Genomic DNA, 16,615 nt, shown 5'->3' with positions numbered 1-16,615 from the left:
GTGCGCGACCCATGACGAAACGCTGACGTCTGGCCCGGTCGGCGGTCCGCGACCGGCCGCGCGGCCTAGCGTGCCGGTGTGATCCCCACCCCTCCCACCTTGCCGTCCCGAGGCCTGCGCCGCGATGTCCGCGCCGCCGGGGCCGCCGCGCTGCTCGTGGTGGCGTCCGCCCTGGCCGGCCGCCGCATCGAGGACACCAGCCGGACGCTGTTCGTCGACTGGCCCCCGCTGCTGGCGTCCTGGGAACCGCATCTGGGCCCCGGCACCCCGGCCGCCGTCCTGGTGGCGGTCGCGACCGTGGCGTACGGGCCCGCCCTGGCGGCCCGTCTCCCCTGGCGCGCCCTGCTCCCGGCCGTCTGGGGCACGGCCACGGTGTGGATCCTCTCCCTCGCCCTGGTCGACGGATGGCACCGGGGTATCGCCGGCCGGCTCACCACCCGCCACGAATACCTGCGGGTCATCGACCGGTTCGACGACATCCCGGCAGCGTTGCGGGGTTTCACCGGGCACATCCTGCTCGACTCACCCGACAACTGGCCCGCCCACGTCGCCGGGCACCCGCCCGCCGCCACCCTCACCTTCGTGCTGCTCGACCGGATCGGACTGCGGGGCGGGGGCTGGGCCGGGATGTGGTGCATCGTCGTCGGGGCGACCGCCTGCGTGGCCGTGCTGGTCGCGATCCGCGCCCTGGCCGCCGAGGCACTCGCCCGCCGCGCTGCCCCCTTCCTGGTCCTGGCCCCGGCGGCCGTGTGGATGGGCACCTCGGCCGACGCGTACTTCGCGGCGGTGGCGGCGTGGGCCGTGGCGTTCGCGGCGCTGGCGGTCACCCGGAGATCCCCGGGGTGGGCGGCCGCGTCCGGGCTGCTGCTCGGCCTGACCTGCTACCTGTCGTACGGCCTGACCCTCTTCGCGCTGATCGTGGCGGCGGTCCTGGTGCTCGGCCGCCGCGGGGTACGGGAACGCCCCGTGCTGCCGGCGGCGCTGCTCGCCGGGCTCGCCGTGGTTCCCACGGTGTTCACACTCGCGGGTTTCGACTGGTGGGAGGCCTACCGTCTGCTGGTCACGCGCTACGGCCAGGGGGCGGGCGGCATCCGTCCCTACGGCTACTGGGTGTGGGCCGATCTGGCCTGCGCGGTGCTGGTCACGGGCCTGGCGACGGTGGCGGGGCTGCGGCGGACGGCGGCCGTACCGGTCCGGCATCGCACCGGGCCCCGGGCCGACCTCCGCCTCGCGTTCGTCGTGTGCGCGGCGCTGGCCGCGCTCCTGGTCGCCGACCTGTCCGGCATGAGCAAGGCGGAGACGGAACGCATCTGGCTTCCCTTCGCCTTGTGGCTGCTCCCGGCCTGCGCGTTCCTCACCAGCCCGCGCCTCTGGCTCGCCGCCCAGGCCCTGCTCGCGCTGCTCCTGAACCATCTGCTGTTCACCGGTTGGTGACCGCCTGCGGGGAGAGGACGCGTCGGCGGCGTCAAGCGGCAGGGCCCGCTTCGAGGATCTCGCCGGTGCCGTCGTCCGGCACGGGGCGCAGGCAGGCGGTGATCTCCTTGCCGTCACCCAGGAAGACGACGGACACCTCACTGCTGACCGTGTGCACCACGTGCATCCCGTGGCCGCCGAAGCGCTGCCCGTCGCGCCTCATGACCACCGGCTGCTCGACGGAGGTGTCCCACACGGTGATGGCCAGTCCGTCGCCGGACAGCCTGAGCGTCATCCCGCACGGGCCTGGCGCGTGCCGGATCGCATTGGTGACCAGTTCACTGACGACCAGTTCTGCGTCGATCGCAAGGGGGGCCGGCACGGGTGTGCGGCCGGTACACGGAACGTGCGACAGGAACGCATGCAGCGCCCGGCGTGCCTCGACGGCACACGCTGCGCCTTCGGCCCAGACCACGCCGTAGCGCAGGGTGGTCTGCTCGTCCGCGCCCGGCTCATCTTCCGCCTGCTTCATAAGCGGGATGACCATACGGGGCTCTTTCGTTGTTGTTCGTGTTGCCAAGTGACCTTTCGGTCGTTCATCTACCCCGGAGCTCAGCGCACACACTGCCGACGGCCCACCGTCGCGTGTGCTCTGCGACGCACGGCCCGGCCGGGTCGTGCGGCCGGAACACGACGGCCGTCGTCTCTTCGCCACGAGCTCGTCGAGGGCGATGCCGGCTTCCTCGCTCGCTAGCATGGACGGCGGTTCCCCGTGGCGCGAGCAGGGTGGTTCCGCTGCCGCGGGCGCGTCGTGCGGGTGGGGAGAGCGAGGTCACAGGCCGGGCGAGGGCAAGGTCACAGCCGTTCCCTCTGCTGCTCGTTCGTTAACGTGGCCTAACATCCGAGCATGACGGTCCTGCCTGACGACGGGCTTGAGCTGGCCGGCGAGTTTCCTGACGTGCCCCATGAGCAGTGGCAGCGCCTTGTGGCGGGTGTACTGCGCAAATCGGGCAAGGACGTCGAGGGGGCCGAGGCCGAGCACGCCCTGTCCACCGCGTTGGAGGACGGGTTGCGCACCCGCCCCCTCTACACCGCCCACGACTCCGCGCCCGAGCCGGGCTTTCCCGGTTTCGCCCCCTTTGTGCGCGGCGGCCGCGCCGAGGGGAACACGGTCGGCGGCTGGGGCGTACGGCAACGGCACTCCACGGCAGACCGTGACGCGGTGCTCGGGGACCTGGAGAACGGCGTCACGTCCCTGTGGCTGACGGTCGCAGAAGGCGGCATCGCGGTGCCCGACCTCGGCCGGGTCCTCGACGGCGTCTATCTCGATCTGGCGCCCGTCGTCCTGGACGCGGGGCGTGACACCGAGTCCGCCGCGCGGGAGTTGCTGCGGGTGTACGAGGAGCGGGGGGTCGCCCGGGACGCCGCGCGCGGCAACCTGGGTGCGGATCCGCTCGGGCACGAGGCCCGTACCGGGCAGCGGTGCGACAGCGCGCCGGTGGCGGAGCTCGCGCGGCTGTGCGCCGGGGAGTACCCGGGGCTGCGGGCCCTGACCGTGGACGCACTGCCGTACCACGAGGCCGGCGGCTCGGCCGCCCAGGAGCTGGGCTGCTCACTGGCCACCGGAGTGGCGTACCTGCGGGAGCTGACCGCGGCCGGGCTGGACGTCGAACAGGCCTGTGCGCAACTGGAGTTCCGGTACGCGGCGACCGCGGACCAGTTCCTGACGATCGCCAAGCTGCGCGCCGCGCGCCGGCTGTGGGCCCGGGTGGCCGAGGCCTGCGGGGCGCCGCGCGCGGGGGCGCAGCTCCAGCACGTGGTCACCTCGCCGGTGATGATGACGCGCCGTGACCCGTGGGTGAACATGCTGCGCGCCACGATCGCCACGCTGGCCGCCGGGGCGGGCGGGGCCGACGCGGTCACCGTGCTGCCCTTCGACCACGCCCTCGGCCTGCCGGACGCGTTCGCGCGCCGCATCGCCCGCAACACCTCCACGATCCTCATCGAGGAGTCGCACCTGGCCCGGGTGATCGACCCGGCGGGCGGCTCCTGGTACGTGGAGCGGCTCACCGACGAACTCGCCCACGCGGGCTGGGAGGTCTTCCAGCGGATCGAGCGCCTCGGCGGCATGCCGGCCGCCCTGCGCTCGGGCGACCTGGAGCGGGATCTCGCCGAGACCTGGCAGGCGCGCGCGGGCCTGCTGGCCAAGCGGCGCGAACCCATCACCGGCGTCAGCGAGTTCCCGTTCCTCGCCGAGAAGCCGGTCGTCCGCGCGGACGCTCCCGAGCCGCGCTCCGGCGGGCTGCCGCGCGTGCGCCGTGACGAGGCGTACGAGGCGCTGCGCGCCCGCTCCGACGCCCACCTCGCCGCGACCGGGTCCCGGCCGCGGATCTTCCTCGCCGCGCTGGGCCCGGCCGCCGCCCACACCGCGCGCCTCACGTTCGCCTCGAACCTCTTCCAGGCCGGCGGCATCGAGCCGGTCACGGAGGGCACCTTCGAGGAGAGCGGCGCGACGGAGGCCGTGCTGTGCTCCAGCGACGCGCTGTACGCGGAGCAGGCCGAGTCCGCCGTCCAGGACCTGAAGGCCGCCGGTGCCCGGCATGTGTTCCTCGCGGGCCGTCCCGGGGATTATCCCGGGGTCGACGCGTACGTGTTCGCGGGCTGTGACGCCGTCGCCGTGCTGTCCGCCACCCTCGACCGCATGGGAGTTGTGTCCTGATGACCATCCCCGACTTCTCCGGGATCGAGCTGGGCACCCCGGCCCCCGACGGCGGCGCCGACGAGTGGCGCACGGCGGTCAAGAACGCCTCCGGCGGGGACGACCTGCTCTGGGAGACCCCGGAGGGCATCGCCGTCAAGCCGCTGTACACCGGCCGTGACCTGGAGGGCCTGGACTTCCTCGACACGCGGCCGGGAGCGGCGCCGTATCTGCGCGGCCCGTACCCGACGATGTACGTCAACCAGCCCTGGACGATCCGCCAGTACGCCGGTTTCTCGACGGCGGAGGAGTCCAACGCCTTCTACCGGCGCAACCTCGCGGCCGGCCAGAAGGGCCTGTCGATCGCCTTCGACCTGCCCACGCACCGGGGCTACGACAGCGACCACCCGCGCGTCACCGGCGACGTCGGCATGGCGGGCGTGGCCATCGACTCGATCTACGACATGCGGCAGCTGTTCGACGGGATCCCGCTGGACAGGATGACCGTGTCGATGACGATGAACGGTGCCGTGCTGCCGGTGCTGGCGCTGTACATCGTGGCGGCGGAGGAGCAGGGCGTACCGCCCGAGAAGCTGGCCGGAACCATTCAGAACGACATTCTGAAGGAGTTCATGGTCCGCAACACCTACATCTATCCGCCCAGCCCGTCGATGCGGATCATCTCCGACATCTTCGCCTACACCTCGCAGCGGATGCCGCGCTACAACTCCATCTCCATCTCCGGCTACCACATCCAGGAGGCCGGTGCGACGGCCGATCTGGAGCTGGCGTACACCCTCGCGGACGGCGTGGAGTACATCCGCGCGGGGCGTGAAGCGGGCCTGGACGTGGACGCGTTCGCGCCGCGGCTGTCGTTCTTCTGGGCGATCGGCATGAACTTCTTCATGGAGGTCGCCAAGCTGCGGGCGGCGCGGCTGCTGTGGGCGAAGCTGGTGAAGCAGTTCGACCCGCAGAACGCCAAGTCGCTGTCGCTGCGCACCCATTCGCAGACCTCGGGCTGGTCGCTGACCGCGCAGGACGTGTTCAACAACGTGACGCGCACCTGCGTCGAGGCCATGGCGGCGACGCAGGGGCACACGCAGTCGCTGCACACCAACGCCCTCGACGAGGCGCTCGCGCTGCCGACCGACTTCTCGGCGCGCATCGCCCGCAACACGCAGCTGCTGCTCCAGCAGGAGTCCGGCACCACGCGCGTGATCGACCCGTGGGGCGGCAGCGCGTACGTGGAGAAGCTGACGTACGACCTGGCCCGGCGGGCCTGGCAGCACATCGAGGAGGTCGAGGCCGCGGGCGGTATGGCCAAGGCCATCGACGCGGGCATCCCGAAGCTGCGCATCGAGGAGGCCGCGGCCCGCACCCAGGCCCGGATCGACTCGGGCCGCCAGCCGGTCGTCGGCGTCAACAAGTACCGGGTGGAGTCCGACGAGCAGATCGACGTCCTGAAGGTCGACAACTCCTCGGTGCGGGCGCAGCAGATCGAGAAGCTGCGGCGGCTGCGCGCGGAGCGGGACGAGCGGGCCTGCCAGGACGCGCTGGAGGCGCTGACCCGGGCCGCCGGCGGCGAGGGCAACCTGCTGGAGCTGGCCGTGCACGCGGCCCGCGCGAAGGCGACCGTCGGGGAGATCTCCGACGCCCTGGAGAAGGTGTACGGCCGGCACGCCGGGCAGATCCGTACGATCTCCGGCGTGTACCGCAACGAAACCGGAGAGTCCCCGAGCGTGGACCGCACCCGCACCCTGGTGTCCGCCTTCGAGGAGGCCGAGGGCCGCCGCCCGCGCATCCTGGTCGCGAAGATGGGCCAGGACGGTCACGACCGCGGCCAGAAGGTGATCGCCACCGCCTTCGCCGACCTCGGTTTCGACGTGGACGTCGGCCCGCTGTTCCAGACGCCCGCCGAGGTGGCCCGGCAGGCCGTCGAGGCGGACGTGCACATCGTCGGCGTCTCCTCGCTGGCGGCCGGTCACCTCACCCTCGTCCCGGCGCTGCGCGAGGCGCTGGCCGAGGAGGGCCGCGAGGACATCATGGTCGTGGTCGGCGGGGTGATCCCGCCGCAGGACGTGCCGACGCTGCTGGAGATGGGCGCGGCGGCCGTCTTCCCGCCCGGGACGGTGATCCCGGACGCGGCGTACGACCTGGTGCGGCGGCTGTCGGACGGCCTCGGGCACGAGCTGTGATCGATGTCGACGCGTACGTGAAGGGCGTGCTCGACGGAAAGCGGGCGATCGTCGCCCGCGCGATCACCCTCGTCGAGTCGACCCGGCCGCAGCACCGGGCGCTGGCCCAGGAGCTGCTGACCGCGCTGCTGCCGCACAGCGGCCGGGCCCGGCGGATCGGCGTCAGCGGGGTGCCGGGCGTGGGCAAGTCGACGTTCATCGACGCCTTCGGCACGCTGCTGACCTCGCTCGGGCACCGGGTGGCGGTGCTGGCCGTCGACCCGTCGTCCAGCCGTACGGGCGGCTCCATCCTGGGCGACAAGACCCGGATGGAGCGCCTGGCCGTGGACCCGGCGGCGTTCGTGCGCCCCTCCCCCACGGCCGGCACGCTGGGCGGGGTCGCCAAGGCCACCCGCGAGTCGATCGTGGTGATGGAGGCGGCCGGCTACGACGTGATCCTGGTGGAGACGGTCGGCGTCGGCCAGTCCGAGACGGCCGTGGCGAACATGGTCGACACGTTCCTGCTGCTCACCCTCGCCCGCACGGGCGACCAGCTCCAGGGCATCAAGAAGGGCGTGCTGGAGCTGGCGGACGTGATCGCCGTCAACAAGGCGGACGGGCCGCACGAGCGCGACGCCCGTGCCGCCGCGCGGGAACTGGCGGGCGCGCTGCGCCTGATGCACGGCAAGGACGCGTTCTGGACCCCGCCGGTGCTGCACTGCAGCGCCCGCGAGTCGACCGGCCTGGACACGCTGTGGGAGCGCCTGGAGCAGCACCGCACCCTGCTGGACTCCACCGGCCGCCTCACCGCCAAGCGCCGCGACCAGCAGGTCGACTGGACCTGGACCATGGTCCGCGACGAGCTCCTCGGCCGCCTCCGGGCCGACCCCGCGGTACGGGCGCTGGCACCGGAGCTGGAGCAGCGGGTACGCGAGGGCGAGCTCACCCCGACGCTGGCCGCCGAGCGGATCCTCGGCGCGCTGGGCGGCGACGGCCCCGGGACAGCGGGTTCCTGAAGCCGGGACGCGCCGGCGTCACCGGAGGCGACCGGAGCCACCGAAGGCAACCGGAACCGGGAATTCGCATACCCGGCTTGCATGACTATGCAAAGTGATACATACTCTTTCTATGTCCAAGGTCCTCACCTCCCTGCCCGCCGGCGAACGCGTCGGCATCGCCTTCTCGGGCGGTCTCGACACCTCCGTCGCGGTCGCGTGGATGCGCGACAAGGGCGCCGTCCCGTGCACCTACACCGCCGACATCGGCCAGTACGACGAGCCCGACATCGCCTCGGTGCCCGGCCGTGCCAAGACCTACGGTGCCGAGATCGCGCGCCTGGTCGACTGCCGTGCCGCGCTGGTCGAGGAGGGCCTGGCCGCACTGACCTGCGGCGCGTTCCACATCCGCTCCGGCGGTCGGGCGTACTTCAACACCACCCCCCTCGGCCGCGCCGTCACCGGCACGCTCCTGGTCCGGGCGATGCTCGAGGACGACGTCCAGATCTGGGGCGACGGCTCGACCTTCAAGGGCAACGACATCGAGCGGTTCTACCGCTACGGTCTGCTCGCCAACCCGCACCTGCGGATCTACAAGCCCTGGCTCGACGCGGCCTTCGTGACCGAGCTCGGCGGCCGCAAGGAAATGTCCGAGTGGCTGCTGGCCCACGGCCTGCCCTACCGGGACAGCACGGAGAAGGCGTACTCCACGGACGCCAACATCTGGGGCGCCACCCACGAGGCCAAGACGCTGGAGCACCTGGACACCGGCGTCGAGACCGTCGAGCCGATCATGGGCGTCCGGTTCTGGGACCCGTCGGTCGAGATCGCCGCCGAGGACGTGACGATCGGCTTCGCCGAGGGCCGCCCGGTGTCGATCAACGGCAAGGAGTTCGCCACCCCCGTCGACCTGGTCATGGAGGCCAACGCCGTCGGCGGCCGGCACGGCCTGGGCATGTCGGACCAGATCGAGAACCGGATCATCGAGGCCAAGAGCCGCGGCATCTACGAGGCGCCGGGCATGGCCCTGCTGCACGCCGCCTACGAGCGCCTCGTCAACGCGATCCACAACGAGGACACCCTCGCCCAGTACCACGCCGAGGGCCGCCGCCTGGGCCGGCTGATGTACGAGGGCCGCTGGCTGGACCCGCAGGCGCTGATGATCCGCGAGTCGCTGCAGCGCTGGGTCGGCGCCGCCGTCACCGGCGAGGTGACGCTGCGGCTGCGGCGCGGTGAGGACTACTCGATCCTCGACACCACGGGCCCGGCGTTCAGCTACCACCCGGACAAGCTGTCCATGGAGCGCACCGAGGACTCCGCGTTCGGCCCGGTGGACCGGATCGGCCAGCTCACGATGCGCAACCTCGACATCGCCGACTCCCGCGCCAAGCTGGAGCAGTACGCCGGCATCGGCCTGATCGGCACGGGCAGCCCCACCGTCGGCGCCTCCCAGGCCGCCGCGACCGGCCTCATCGGCACCATGCCGGAGCTGCCGCAGGGCGGCGCCGAGGTCATCGCCTCCCGCGGCGAGGTCTCGGAGGAGGACGCGTGGCTGGACCGGGCCGCGATGGAGTCCGGCACGGACTGACCCCGCAGCACGGCGTCGAGGCCGGCCCGACATCGCGTCGGGCCGGCCTCGACGCGTGCCGTCCGCAAGGCGAACGGCACCGTTGTGTCCTGCGCGGCACCCTCGAGTTCCGTGGCGGCCGGGCAGACCGCCGCAACTCACCGTCCACGCCCGGGGTTCCGTGTCGCCGACGCCGATACCCTGCCGGCCGCGCCCCCGGACGGCCGGTGCCCCGCCGGTGACGCCGGCGGGGCACGGGCGGGGCACGGGCTCAGCGAGTCGTGCCGGCCATCTCCCGGACCGGCGCGTCCTGAGCGTCCAGGCTGCGCAGGATGTCCTCGACGCGCTGCCTGGCGTCGCCGAAGAGCATCTGGGTGTTCTCGCGGAAGAACAGCGGGTTCTGCACGCCCGCGTAACCGGCGGCCATGGAGCGCTTGAAGACGATCACGTCGGACGCCTCCCACACGTGCAGCACCGGCATGCCGGCGATGGGGCTGGACGGGTTGTCGGTGGCGGCCGGGTTGACCGTGTCGTTGGCACCGATGACCAGGACGACCGAGGTGGCGGCGAAGTCGTCGTTGATCTCGTCCATCTCCAGGACGATGTCGTACGGCACGTTGGCCTCGGCGAGCAGCACGTTCATGTGCCCGGGCAGCCGGCCGGCCACGGGGTGGATGCCGAACCGCACGTCCACGCCCCGGTCGCGCAGCTTGCGTGCCAGTTGGGCGACCGGGTACTGGGCCTGGGCGACGGCCATGCCGTAGCCCGGCGTGATGATGACCGAAGTGGCGTTGCCGAGGAGTTCCGCGGTCTCCTCGGCGTTGATCTCCCGGTGCTCACCCTGCTCGCCCTCGTCGGCGGACGCCGCCGGGGTGCCGAAACCGCCCGCGATCACCGAGATGAAGGAGCGGTTCATCGCCTTGCACATGATGTACGACAGGTAGGCACCGGAGGAGCCGACCAGTGCGCCGGTGACGATGAGCAGGTTGTTGGCGAGCAGGAAGCCCGAAGCGGCGGCGGCCCAGCCGGAGTAGCTGTTGAGCATCGAGACGACCACCGGCATGTCACCGCCGCCGATGGAGGCGACCAGGTGCGCGCCGAGAGCGAGCGCGATCACGGTGACCGCGATGAGCAGCCCCATGTTCGGGCGGATGACGAACGCGACCGTCAGCGCGACGAACGCGACCAGCGCGCCGATGTTGAGGACGTGCTTGCCGGGGAGCGTGAGCGGGCGGGAGTTGATGCGCGCCGAGAGCTTCAGGTACGCGACGACGGAGCCCGTGAAGGTGACGGCGCCGATGAACACCCCGATGAACACCTCGGCGTGATGGATGCCCAGCAGCGAACCGGAGAGCTCGGCGTCGACGTCGAGGTAGCCGTTCCAGCCGACGAACGTGGCGGCGAGGCCGACGAGGCTGTGCATGATGGCGATCAGCTCCGGCATGCCGGTCATCTCGACCACCCGGGCCCGCCACAGGCCGACGCCCGCGCCGAGGGCCGTGGCGACGGCGATCAGGACGAGCCCGGTCGCGGTGATGCTGCGGGAGGCGAGCCCGACCGTGGCGGCCAGGGCCACGACCATGCCCGCGATGCCCCAGACGACTCCGGAGCGGGACGTCCGGTGCTGGGAGAGGCCGGCGAGGCTGAGGATGAACAGCAGCGCGGCGACGACGTAGGCGGCCTGGGCGGCCGTGTCTGTGGTCATCCCTGATCAGCCCTTCGAGAACATGCCGAGCATGCGGCGGGTCACGGCGAATCCGCCGAAGATGTTGATGCTCGCCAGCAGGATCGCGGCGAACGACAGCACGGTGACGGCGGTGTCGCCCTGCCCTATCTGCAGCAGCGCGCCGACCACGACGATGCCGGAGATGGCGTTGGTGACCGACATCAGCGGGGTGTGCAGTGCGTGGTGCACATTGCCGATGACGTAGAAGCCGATGACGATCGCCAGGACGAACACCGTGAAGTGGCCGAGGAGTTCGCTCGGGGAGAAGGCCGTCACCAGGAACAGCGCGAGCGCTCCGGCACCCACCAGGGCGTACGAGGACCAGGCCGGGCGGGCGGGCTTGGCCGGTGTCTCGGCGGGGACCGGTTCCGGCTCCTTGGCCCCGCCCGGGGCGGGCGCGGCCGACACCTGCACCGGGGGCGGCGGCCAGGTCTTCTCGCCCTCGCGGACCACGGTGATCGACCGCTGCACCACGTCGTCGAAGTCGAGGACGAGCCGGCCGTCCTTGCCCGGGGTGAGCAGCTTCATCAGGTTGACGATGTTCGTGCCGTACAACTGCGAGGCCTGGGCGGGGAGCCGGCCGGGCAGGTCGGTGTAGCCGATGATCGTCACGTCGTTGTCGGTGACGACCGCCTTGCCGGCGACCGTGCCCTCGACGTTGCCGCCCTGGGAGGCCGCCATGTCGACGATCACGCTGCCGGGCTTCATACGCGCGACGTCCTCGGCGGTGATCAGCCTCGGCGCCGGGCGGCCCGGGATGAGCGCGGTGGTGATGATGATGTCGACGTCGGCGGCCTGCTCGGCGTAGAGCTCCGCGGCGAGCCGGTTGTAGTCGTCCGAGGTGGCCTTGGCGTAGCCGTCGGTGCTCACCTCCTGCTGGGCGCCCACGGTGAGGAACTCCCCGCCCAGGGAGCGCACCTGCTCGGCGACCTCGGGACGCGGGTCGGTGGCGCGGACCACGGCACCGAGGCTGCGGGCCGCGCCGACCGCGGCGAGCCCGGCCACTCCGGCTCCGGCCACCAGCACCTTGGCCGGCGGCACCTTGCCGGCGGCGGTGACCTGGCCGGTGAAGAAGCGGCCGAACGCGTGCGCCGCCTCGACCACGGCCCGGTACCCGGCGATGTTCGCCATCGAGCTGAGGACGTCCAGCGACTGGGCGCGCGAGATGCGCGGTACGGCGTCCATGGCCAGCACGGTGATCGGACGCCGTGCCAGCTCCTCGACGAGGTCCGGGTCGAGGGCCGGGCTGATCAGCGCGATCAGCGTCGCTCCGTCGCGCAGCCGGCCGATCTCCTCGGTCGAGGGGGCGTTGACCTTCAGTACGATCTCCGCCTGCCACGGGTCGCCGAGCCGGGCGCCCGCCTCCTCGTAGGCCGCGTCGGAGAAGCGGGACGAGGCCCCCGCCCCCGGTTCGACCGTGACGTCGTACCCGAGCGCGACGAGTCTCCCCACGGTGGCCGGCGTGGCCGCCACCCTGGTCTCGCCCGCAGTGGATTCGGCCGGTATGCCGATCCCCTGGGGTTGCGGTTCCGCTGGGACCATCGTCTGCCTCTCCCGTCGTTCGACTGTCTGTCCTCCTTGGTGCCCGCATCCTGCACGTTCGACGCGGCATCCGTGGCGGACCACGGTCACATGGCCGAGGAGGTCGTCCTCACACCACCGAGGGGTTGCCGGAGAGCTCATTTCGCGGTATCAGCGTGACACCCGGTGCCGGTGGGCCCTGTGATGCGACACGCCACGGCCGGGCGCAGACTGAGTTCGTGAGCAGCACGCGCCCGGGGCGTGGCGAGGCCGCGGCCCCCTCCCCCTCCGCACCGCAGCAGACCCTCGCCCTGGCGGCGATGATGTTCGCCGTCGCCATGACGTTCATCGACCAGACCATCGTGTCGATCGCCGCCCCGGACATCGTCCGCGAACTGGGGCTGTCGTCCTCCGGCATGCAGTGGGTGGTCAACGCCTATCTGCTGGCCCTCGCGGCGTTCTTCGCCCTCGGCGGCCGTCTCGCGGACCTCTACGGGCCACGCCGGATCGTCGTGATCGGCACAGTGGTGTTCGTCGTCTCGTCGGTGCTGTGCGGCTGTGTCCCCGAGGGGGACGTCGCGCAGGCCTGGCTGATCGTCTTCCGCGCCACCCAGGGGCTGGGGGCTGCCCTGCTGTTCCCCGCGGCTCTGGCCGTGGTGGTGGCGGTGTTCCCGGTCGAGCGGCGCGGGCGTGCGCTGGCGCTGTTCTTCGGGATCACCGGCGCGCTGACCGCCGTCGGTCCGCTGCTGGGCGGCTGGCTGACCGACTGGACCTGGCGGGCGGTGTTCTGGGTCAACGTCCCGGTGGCGATCGTGGCGCTGGTGCTGACGGCTCTGGCGCACATTCCCGACCGGCGGCGGTCCGGCACGCTGGACGTGCCGGGTGCCGTCCTCATCGCGATCGGCATGGGCCTGAGCGTCCTCGGCTTCCAGCAGGCGTTCTCCTGGGGCTGGGGCAGCTGGGCGACCTGGGTGTGCATCGTGGGCGGCCTGGCGGTGCTGGCCGGGTTCGTCCGCTTCGAGCGCGGGGTGGAGCATCCGCTGATCGATCTGCGGGTCTTCCGCGACAAGGCGTTCAGCGTGGACGCGCTGGTGCTGTTCTTCGCGATGCTCGCGTTCGTCCCGCTGTTCTTCTTCGCCTCCGTCTACGCCCAGGTGTCGCTGAGCGCCTCGCCGAACCAGGCGGCGCTGTTCCTGCTGTACGTCTTCGTGGGCTTCGCGATCGCCTCCCAGTGGGGCGGCCGGATCCTCGACAAGAAGGGCGCCAGGCCCGCCCTGAAACTGGGCGGGGTGGTGGGCGCCGTCGGATTCGCGCTCTGGGCGGGCGAACTGACCAACCTGACCATGCACGACCAGTGGCTCTACGCGGCGCTCGCCGGGGCCGGTATCGGTTTCATCCTGGCGCCGGCGTCGACGGACGCCGTGAACCGGGCCATCGGCACCTCCTACGGCGAGGTCACCGGCATCACCCAGACCGTGCGCAACTTCGCGGCCAGCGTGGGCATGGCGATCTACGGCACGATCCTGACACATGTCACGACCGACAATGTCACGGGCACCCTGGAGTCCCGCGGCGTGTCCGCCGGGAGGGCGCAGAGCACGGCCCGCGACATCACCGAATCGATCACGGGCAGCGGCGACGCCAGGCCGCCCACCGGCACCGGCCCCGCCGCCGAGGCGACCCGGGACGCGATGTCGGCGATCCGCATGGACTTCGCGGAGGCCAACCAGTGGGTGTTCTACGGCATGGCCGTCGCGCTGGGCATCGCCTTCCTGTGCGCCCTGCGGCACCCGGGCGGCACGGTCACCGCGGACGCGAAGGTGGAGGAACCGGCGGCGCGGGCTCATTGACGCGTCCGCCGGGAAGTGCACAGCTCGTCCGGTGGTCCCCTCGGCGACAGGGGGCTCCATGCCCGTAACAGCACGGTTTATGCGAGTAATGCCCTGAATGTCTTGCTCGTGCGCGGGCACTCAGGGCATGTGCACACACAACAGGGCAAGCGACCGCGCAGGGTGCTGCTCACCGGATGGTTCAGCTTCCAGGACCGGGAGGCGACCGCCGGGGACGTGCTGGCCCTGCGCCGGGTGGAGGACGTACTGCGGGGGACGGGCATCCCCTACGACGTCGCCTGGAGCCCCCGCTTCCGTCCGGAGGCGTTGCATCTGGACCGGTTGTGGCCCGAGGACTACACCCATCTCGTGTTCGTGTGCGGCCCCCTGCACGGGCCGCAGGTGGAGGAGCTGCACCGGCGGTTCGCGCACTGCGTGCGGATCGCCGTGGGCACCTCGGTGATCGACCCCGGCAGCTCGGCGGTGACCGGCTTCCACCGGGTGCTGCCCCGGGACGGACCGGACAGCGAGCCGGTGGAGGACCTCGCCGCCCGCGCCCCGGACGTGCCGGCGCGGCCCGTGGTCGGGGTGATCCTCGCGCACGGGCAGCACGAGTACGGGCAGTTGCGGCGGCACGGACAGGTCGCCGAGGAGGTCACGCGCTGGCTGGCCACGAAGGACTGCGGCAGGCTGGAGCTGGAGACCCGGCTGGACGCGCACGACTGGCATCTGAGCGCGACACCCGCGCAACTGCAGTCCGTGCTGGCCCGGCTGGACCTGGTCGTCACCGACCGGCTGCACGGGCTGGTGATCGCGCTGCGGGTGGGCACGCCGGTGCTGGCCGTCGACCCGGTCGCGGGCGGTGCCAAGCTGACCGCACAGGCCCGCGCCTGCGGCTGGCCCGCGCTGGTGCCCGCCGAGCGGCTGGACGTGCGGCAGTTGGACCGCTGGTGGGACTGGTGCCTGACCGGCGGCCGGGTGACCGCGCGGCAGATCCGTGACGGTTTCCGCGAAGGCACCGTGCCGGACAGCGCGGACCGGCTCGTCGAGGCACTGGCGCGGCCGGTGCCCGGTTAGGTCGGCTGCCTCACGGGGCAACCGCTTGTACGTCCCCCGCTGTACTTCCCCGCCGCACGTCCCCCCGGAGGAGAGACGGTCCGGCCGCCCGGAAGGAGAAAGCGTGTCCATCGGCCGACTTCCCGAGAATGAGCAGCGCATCCTCGACGAGATGGAACGGGCCCTGCGCCGCGACCGTCGCCTCGACCGCAAGCTGCGTACCCACCGAGTGAGCCGCCGTCCCGACCCCGCCCGTGTCCTGGCCCGTCTGGCCGCCTACCGCCCTCGCGTCTGGACGGTGGCGGTCCTGTTCGCGATGTCGACGGGGCTGATGGTCGCCGGGATCGTCACGTCCGAGCCCGGGGTGATATGGGCGTTCGCCGCGCTGTGGCCCCTGACGATGTTCGCCGGGTTCCGGCTGATGTACCGGTGGTGCGGGAGCTGAGCGCGGGGCCGTCCGCTACGTCCTCTGCGCGCCGGGCAGTTCACCGAAGGCGCGCAGGACGTCGTCGGCGGTGATGCGCAGGAGCGCCGGGTCGGGGCGGCGGCCGTGCGGATCACCCTCCGGGCCGTACCACAGGGCACGGTGGCGCGGGTCGGGCGGCGGGCCCCAGCGGCTCGGCGCGACCGGGCCGAACAGGGTGACGGAGCGCACCCCGTGGGCGACCGCGAGGTGGGCGATGCCGGTGTCGCCGCTGATCACGGTGTGGGCACCGGCGACCAGTGCGGACAGTCGTTCGAACGGGAGGCCGCCGCCGAACACGTCGGTGTCCGGCAGGCCGGCCTCCTTGGCGAGCCGGGCCACCAGGTCGCCCTCGGCCGCCCCGCCGGTCACCACGACCCGCAGGCCCCAAACGCGCAGTCCGGCCGCGACGGCCGCGTACCGCTCGACGGGCCAGCAGCGCGCGGGCGATCCGGCGCCGGGATGCAGTACGACCGCCCCGGGCGCCGGGGACGCGCCCTGCGGACGGGGCAGCAGCAGATCGCCCGGGTCGGCGTCGATGCCGTGGGCCCGCAGCAGCCGGCACCAGCGGTCCCGTTCGTGCTCGTCCGGGTACCAGGGCGGGCCCTCGACCTCGGGCAGGTCCGGGTGGGCGAAGGCGAGGAGCGTCGGCGGGCGCAGGCTCAGCAGCAGCCGGTGACTGGGCGGGCCGTTGCCGTGCAGGTCGACGGCGATGTCCGGGGGCGGGCCGGTCCAGTGGAGCGTGCGCGGGACGGCCCGGCCGGGGGCACTCGCGGGCAGCAGCCGGTCCACGGCCCCCGTGACGCCCGCGACCGGCGCGAGCTCGGCGGGCGCCGCCAGCACGATGTCGTGCTCCGGGTGGGCCCGCCGCAGCGCGCGCAGCGCGGGGACACCGGCGAGGAGGTCCCCGAGCCCGAGGGCGCGCAGGACGAGGAGACGGGGGCGTTCGGGCTGCGCTGTCCGGTCGCAGGTCATGCCAGCAGCCTGCCCCGCACGCACCGCGTCCGCCGCCGCAGGCACGCCCATCGGGTGCCGCGCGGCACTCCGTTGCCGACCCGCCGGGAGCGGCGCCCCTACGCCCCGGACCGCCCTCACACCGGCCCGCCGGGTGGGCCGACCGTCACCCCTGCCCGACGCGGCACGGCATCTGCCGCCGCGAACGCCCGCCGGGAG

Annotated in this window: 12 protein-coding genes; 8 read left to right on the top strand and 4 right to left on the bottom strand. The window is 72.5% G+C overall.

Features of this window, described 5'->3' with window-relative positions:
* The first annotated feature begins 78 nt into the window (after positions 1-78).
* Positions 79-1,434, top strand: a complete 1,356-nt coding sequence (locus tag ACFCXS_RS27355; protein WP_376645985.1) for a hypothetical protein — start codon at positions 79-81, stop codon at positions 1,432-1,434.
* Positions 1,435-1,465: 31 nt separating this feature from the next.
* Here the strand turns inward: ACFCXS_RS27355 and ACFCXS_RS27350 are convergent, their stop codons facing one another.
* Positions 1,466-1,960, bottom strand: coding sequence for an ATP-binding protein (locus ACFCXS_RS27350; protein ID WP_376645984.1), 495 nt, complete (start codon positions 1,958-1,960; stop codon positions 1,466-1,468).
* A gap of 360 nt (positions 1,961-2,320) precedes the next feature.
* Here ACFCXS_RS27350 and ACFCXS_RS27345 point away from each other — a divergent pair, with 360 nt between their 5' ends.
* From ACFCXS_RS27345 to argG, 4 genes are all read left to right on the top strand, one after another.
* Positions 2,321-4,132: a methylmalonyl-CoA mutase family protein gene (locus ACFCXS_RS27345; RefSeq protein WP_376645983.1), complete on the top strand. Its 1,812-nt coding sequence runs from the start codon at positions 2,321-2,323 to the stop codon at positions 4,130-4,132.
* The gene (gene scpA / locus ACFCXS_RS27340; protein WP_376645982.1) at positions 4,132-6,306 is read left to right on the top strand and encodes a methylmalonyl-CoA mutase; all 2,175 of its coding nucleotides are present in this window, start codon (positions 4,132-4,134) and stop codon (positions 6,304-6,306) included. Before ACFCXS_RS27345 ends, scpA begins: the two co-directional genes overlap by 1 nt.
* Entirely contained in the window at positions 6,303-7,301 is a 999-nt protein-coding gene (gene meaB / locus ACFCXS_RS27335; protein ID WP_376645981.1) for a methylmalonyl Co-A mutase-associated GTPase MeaB, read from the top strand. The genes scpA and meaB overlap by 4 nt, the downstream gene beginning before the upstream one ends.
* A 112-nt stretch (positions 7,302-7,413) precedes the next feature.
* Positions 7,414-8,868, top strand: a complete 1,455-nt coding sequence (gene argG / locus ACFCXS_RS27330) for an argininosuccinate synthase (RefSeq protein ID WP_376645980.1) — start codon at positions 7,414-7,416, stop codon at positions 8,866-8,868.
* A 250-nt stretch (positions 8,869-9,118) separates the two neighbouring features.
* Here the strand turns inward: argG and pntB are convergent, their stop codons facing one another.
* Both pntB and ACFCXS_RS27320 read right to left on the bottom strand, forming a co-directional pair.
* Positions 9,119-10,552: a Re/Si-specific NAD(P)(+) transhydrogenase subunit beta gene (gene pntB / locus ACFCXS_RS27325; protein ID WP_376645979.1), complete on the bottom strand. Its 1,434-nt coding sequence runs from the start codon at positions 10,550-10,552 to the stop codon at positions 9,119-9,121.
* Positions 10,553-10,558: 6 nt separating this feature from the next.
* Positions 10,559-12,115 (bottom strand): Re/Si-specific NAD(P)(+) transhydrogenase subunit alpha, encoded by a 1,557-nt coding sequence (locus ACFCXS_RS27320; RefSeq protein WP_376645978.1) that lies wholly within the window; start codon positions 12,113-12,115, stop codon positions 10,559-10,561.
* 299 nt (positions 12,116-12,414) lie between these two features.
* Between ACFCXS_RS27320 and ACFCXS_RS27315 the strand changes: the two genes are divergently transcribed.
* The 3 genes from ACFCXS_RS27315 (at position 12,415) to ACFCXS_RS27305 (ending at position 15,424) form a co-directional block, all read left to right on the top strand.
* Entirely contained in the window at positions 12,415-13,944 is a 1,530-nt protein-coding gene (locus tag ACFCXS_RS27315) for an MFS transporter (protein WP_376646087.1), read from the top strand.
* Between the two features lie 129 nt (positions 13,945-14,073).
* Positions 14,074-15,000, top strand: coding sequence for a polysaccharide pyruvyl transferase family protein (locus ACFCXS_RS27310; protein WP_376645977.1), 927 nt, complete (start codon positions 14,074-14,076; stop codon positions 14,998-15,000).
* Positions 15,001-15,103: 103 nt separating this feature from the next.
* Positions 15,104-15,424, top strand: coding sequence for a DUF3040 domain-containing protein (locus tag ACFCXS_RS27305; RefSeq protein ID WP_376645976.1), 321 nt, complete (start codon positions 15,104-15,106; stop codon positions 15,422-15,424).
* A gap of 15 nt (positions 15,425-15,439) precedes the next feature.
* On the opposite strand, the gene ACFCXS_RS27300 is transcribed toward ACFCXS_RS27305, so the two are convergent.
* Positions 15,440-16,417: a glycosyltransferase family 9 protein gene (locus tag ACFCXS_RS27300; RefSeq protein ID WP_376645975.1), complete on the bottom strand. Its 978-nt coding sequence runs from the start codon at positions 16,415-16,417 to the stop codon at positions 15,440-15,442.
* Positions 16,418-16,615: the final 198 nt, after the last annotated feature.

The organism is Streptomyces sp. NPDC056373 (assembly GCF_042262425.1).
GTDB lineage: Bacteria > Actinomycetota > Actinomycetes > Streptomycetales > Streptomycetaceae > Streptomyces.
Note: the sequence above shows the minus strand (reverse complement) of the source record. Positions and strands in the feature narration are given on the sequence as shown.

What these genes read in the sequence shown, in the direction of transcription:
- ACFCXS_RS27350 (WP_376645984.1), bottom strand. Translation starts at nt 1,960, where the DNA reads ATGGTCATCCCGCTTATGAAGCAGGCGGAAGATGAGCCGGGCGCGGAC.
- ACFCXS_RS27345 (WP_376645983.1), top strand. Translation starts at nt 2,321, where the DNA reads ATGACGGTCCTGCCTGACGACGGGCTTGAGCTGGCCGGCGAGTTTCCT.
- scpA (WP_376645982.1), top strand. Translation starts at nt 4,132, where the DNA reads ATGACCATCCCCGACTTCTCCGGGATCGAGCTGGGCACCCCGGCCCCC.
- argG (WP_376645980.1), top strand. Translation starts at nt 7,414, where the DNA reads ATGTCCAAGGTCCTCACCTCCCTGCCCGCCGGCGAACGCGTCGGCATC.
- pntB (WP_376645979.1), bottom strand. Translation starts at nt 10,552, where the DNA reads ATGACCACAGACACGGCCGCCCAGGCCGCCTACGTCGTCGCCGCGCTG.
- ACFCXS_RS27320 (WP_376645978.1), bottom strand. Translation starts at nt 12,115, where the DNA reads ATGGTCCCAGCGGAACCGCAACCCCAGGGGATCGGCATACCGGCCGAA.
- ACFCXS_RS27315 (WP_376646087.1), top strand. Translation starts at nt 12,415, where the DNA reads ATGATGTTCGCCGTCGCCATGACGTTCATCGACCAGACCATCGTGTCG.
- ACFCXS_RS27300 (WP_376645975.1), bottom strand. Translation starts at nt 16,417, where the DNA reads ATGACCTGCGACCGGACAGCGCAGCCCGAACGCCCCCGTCTCCTCGTC.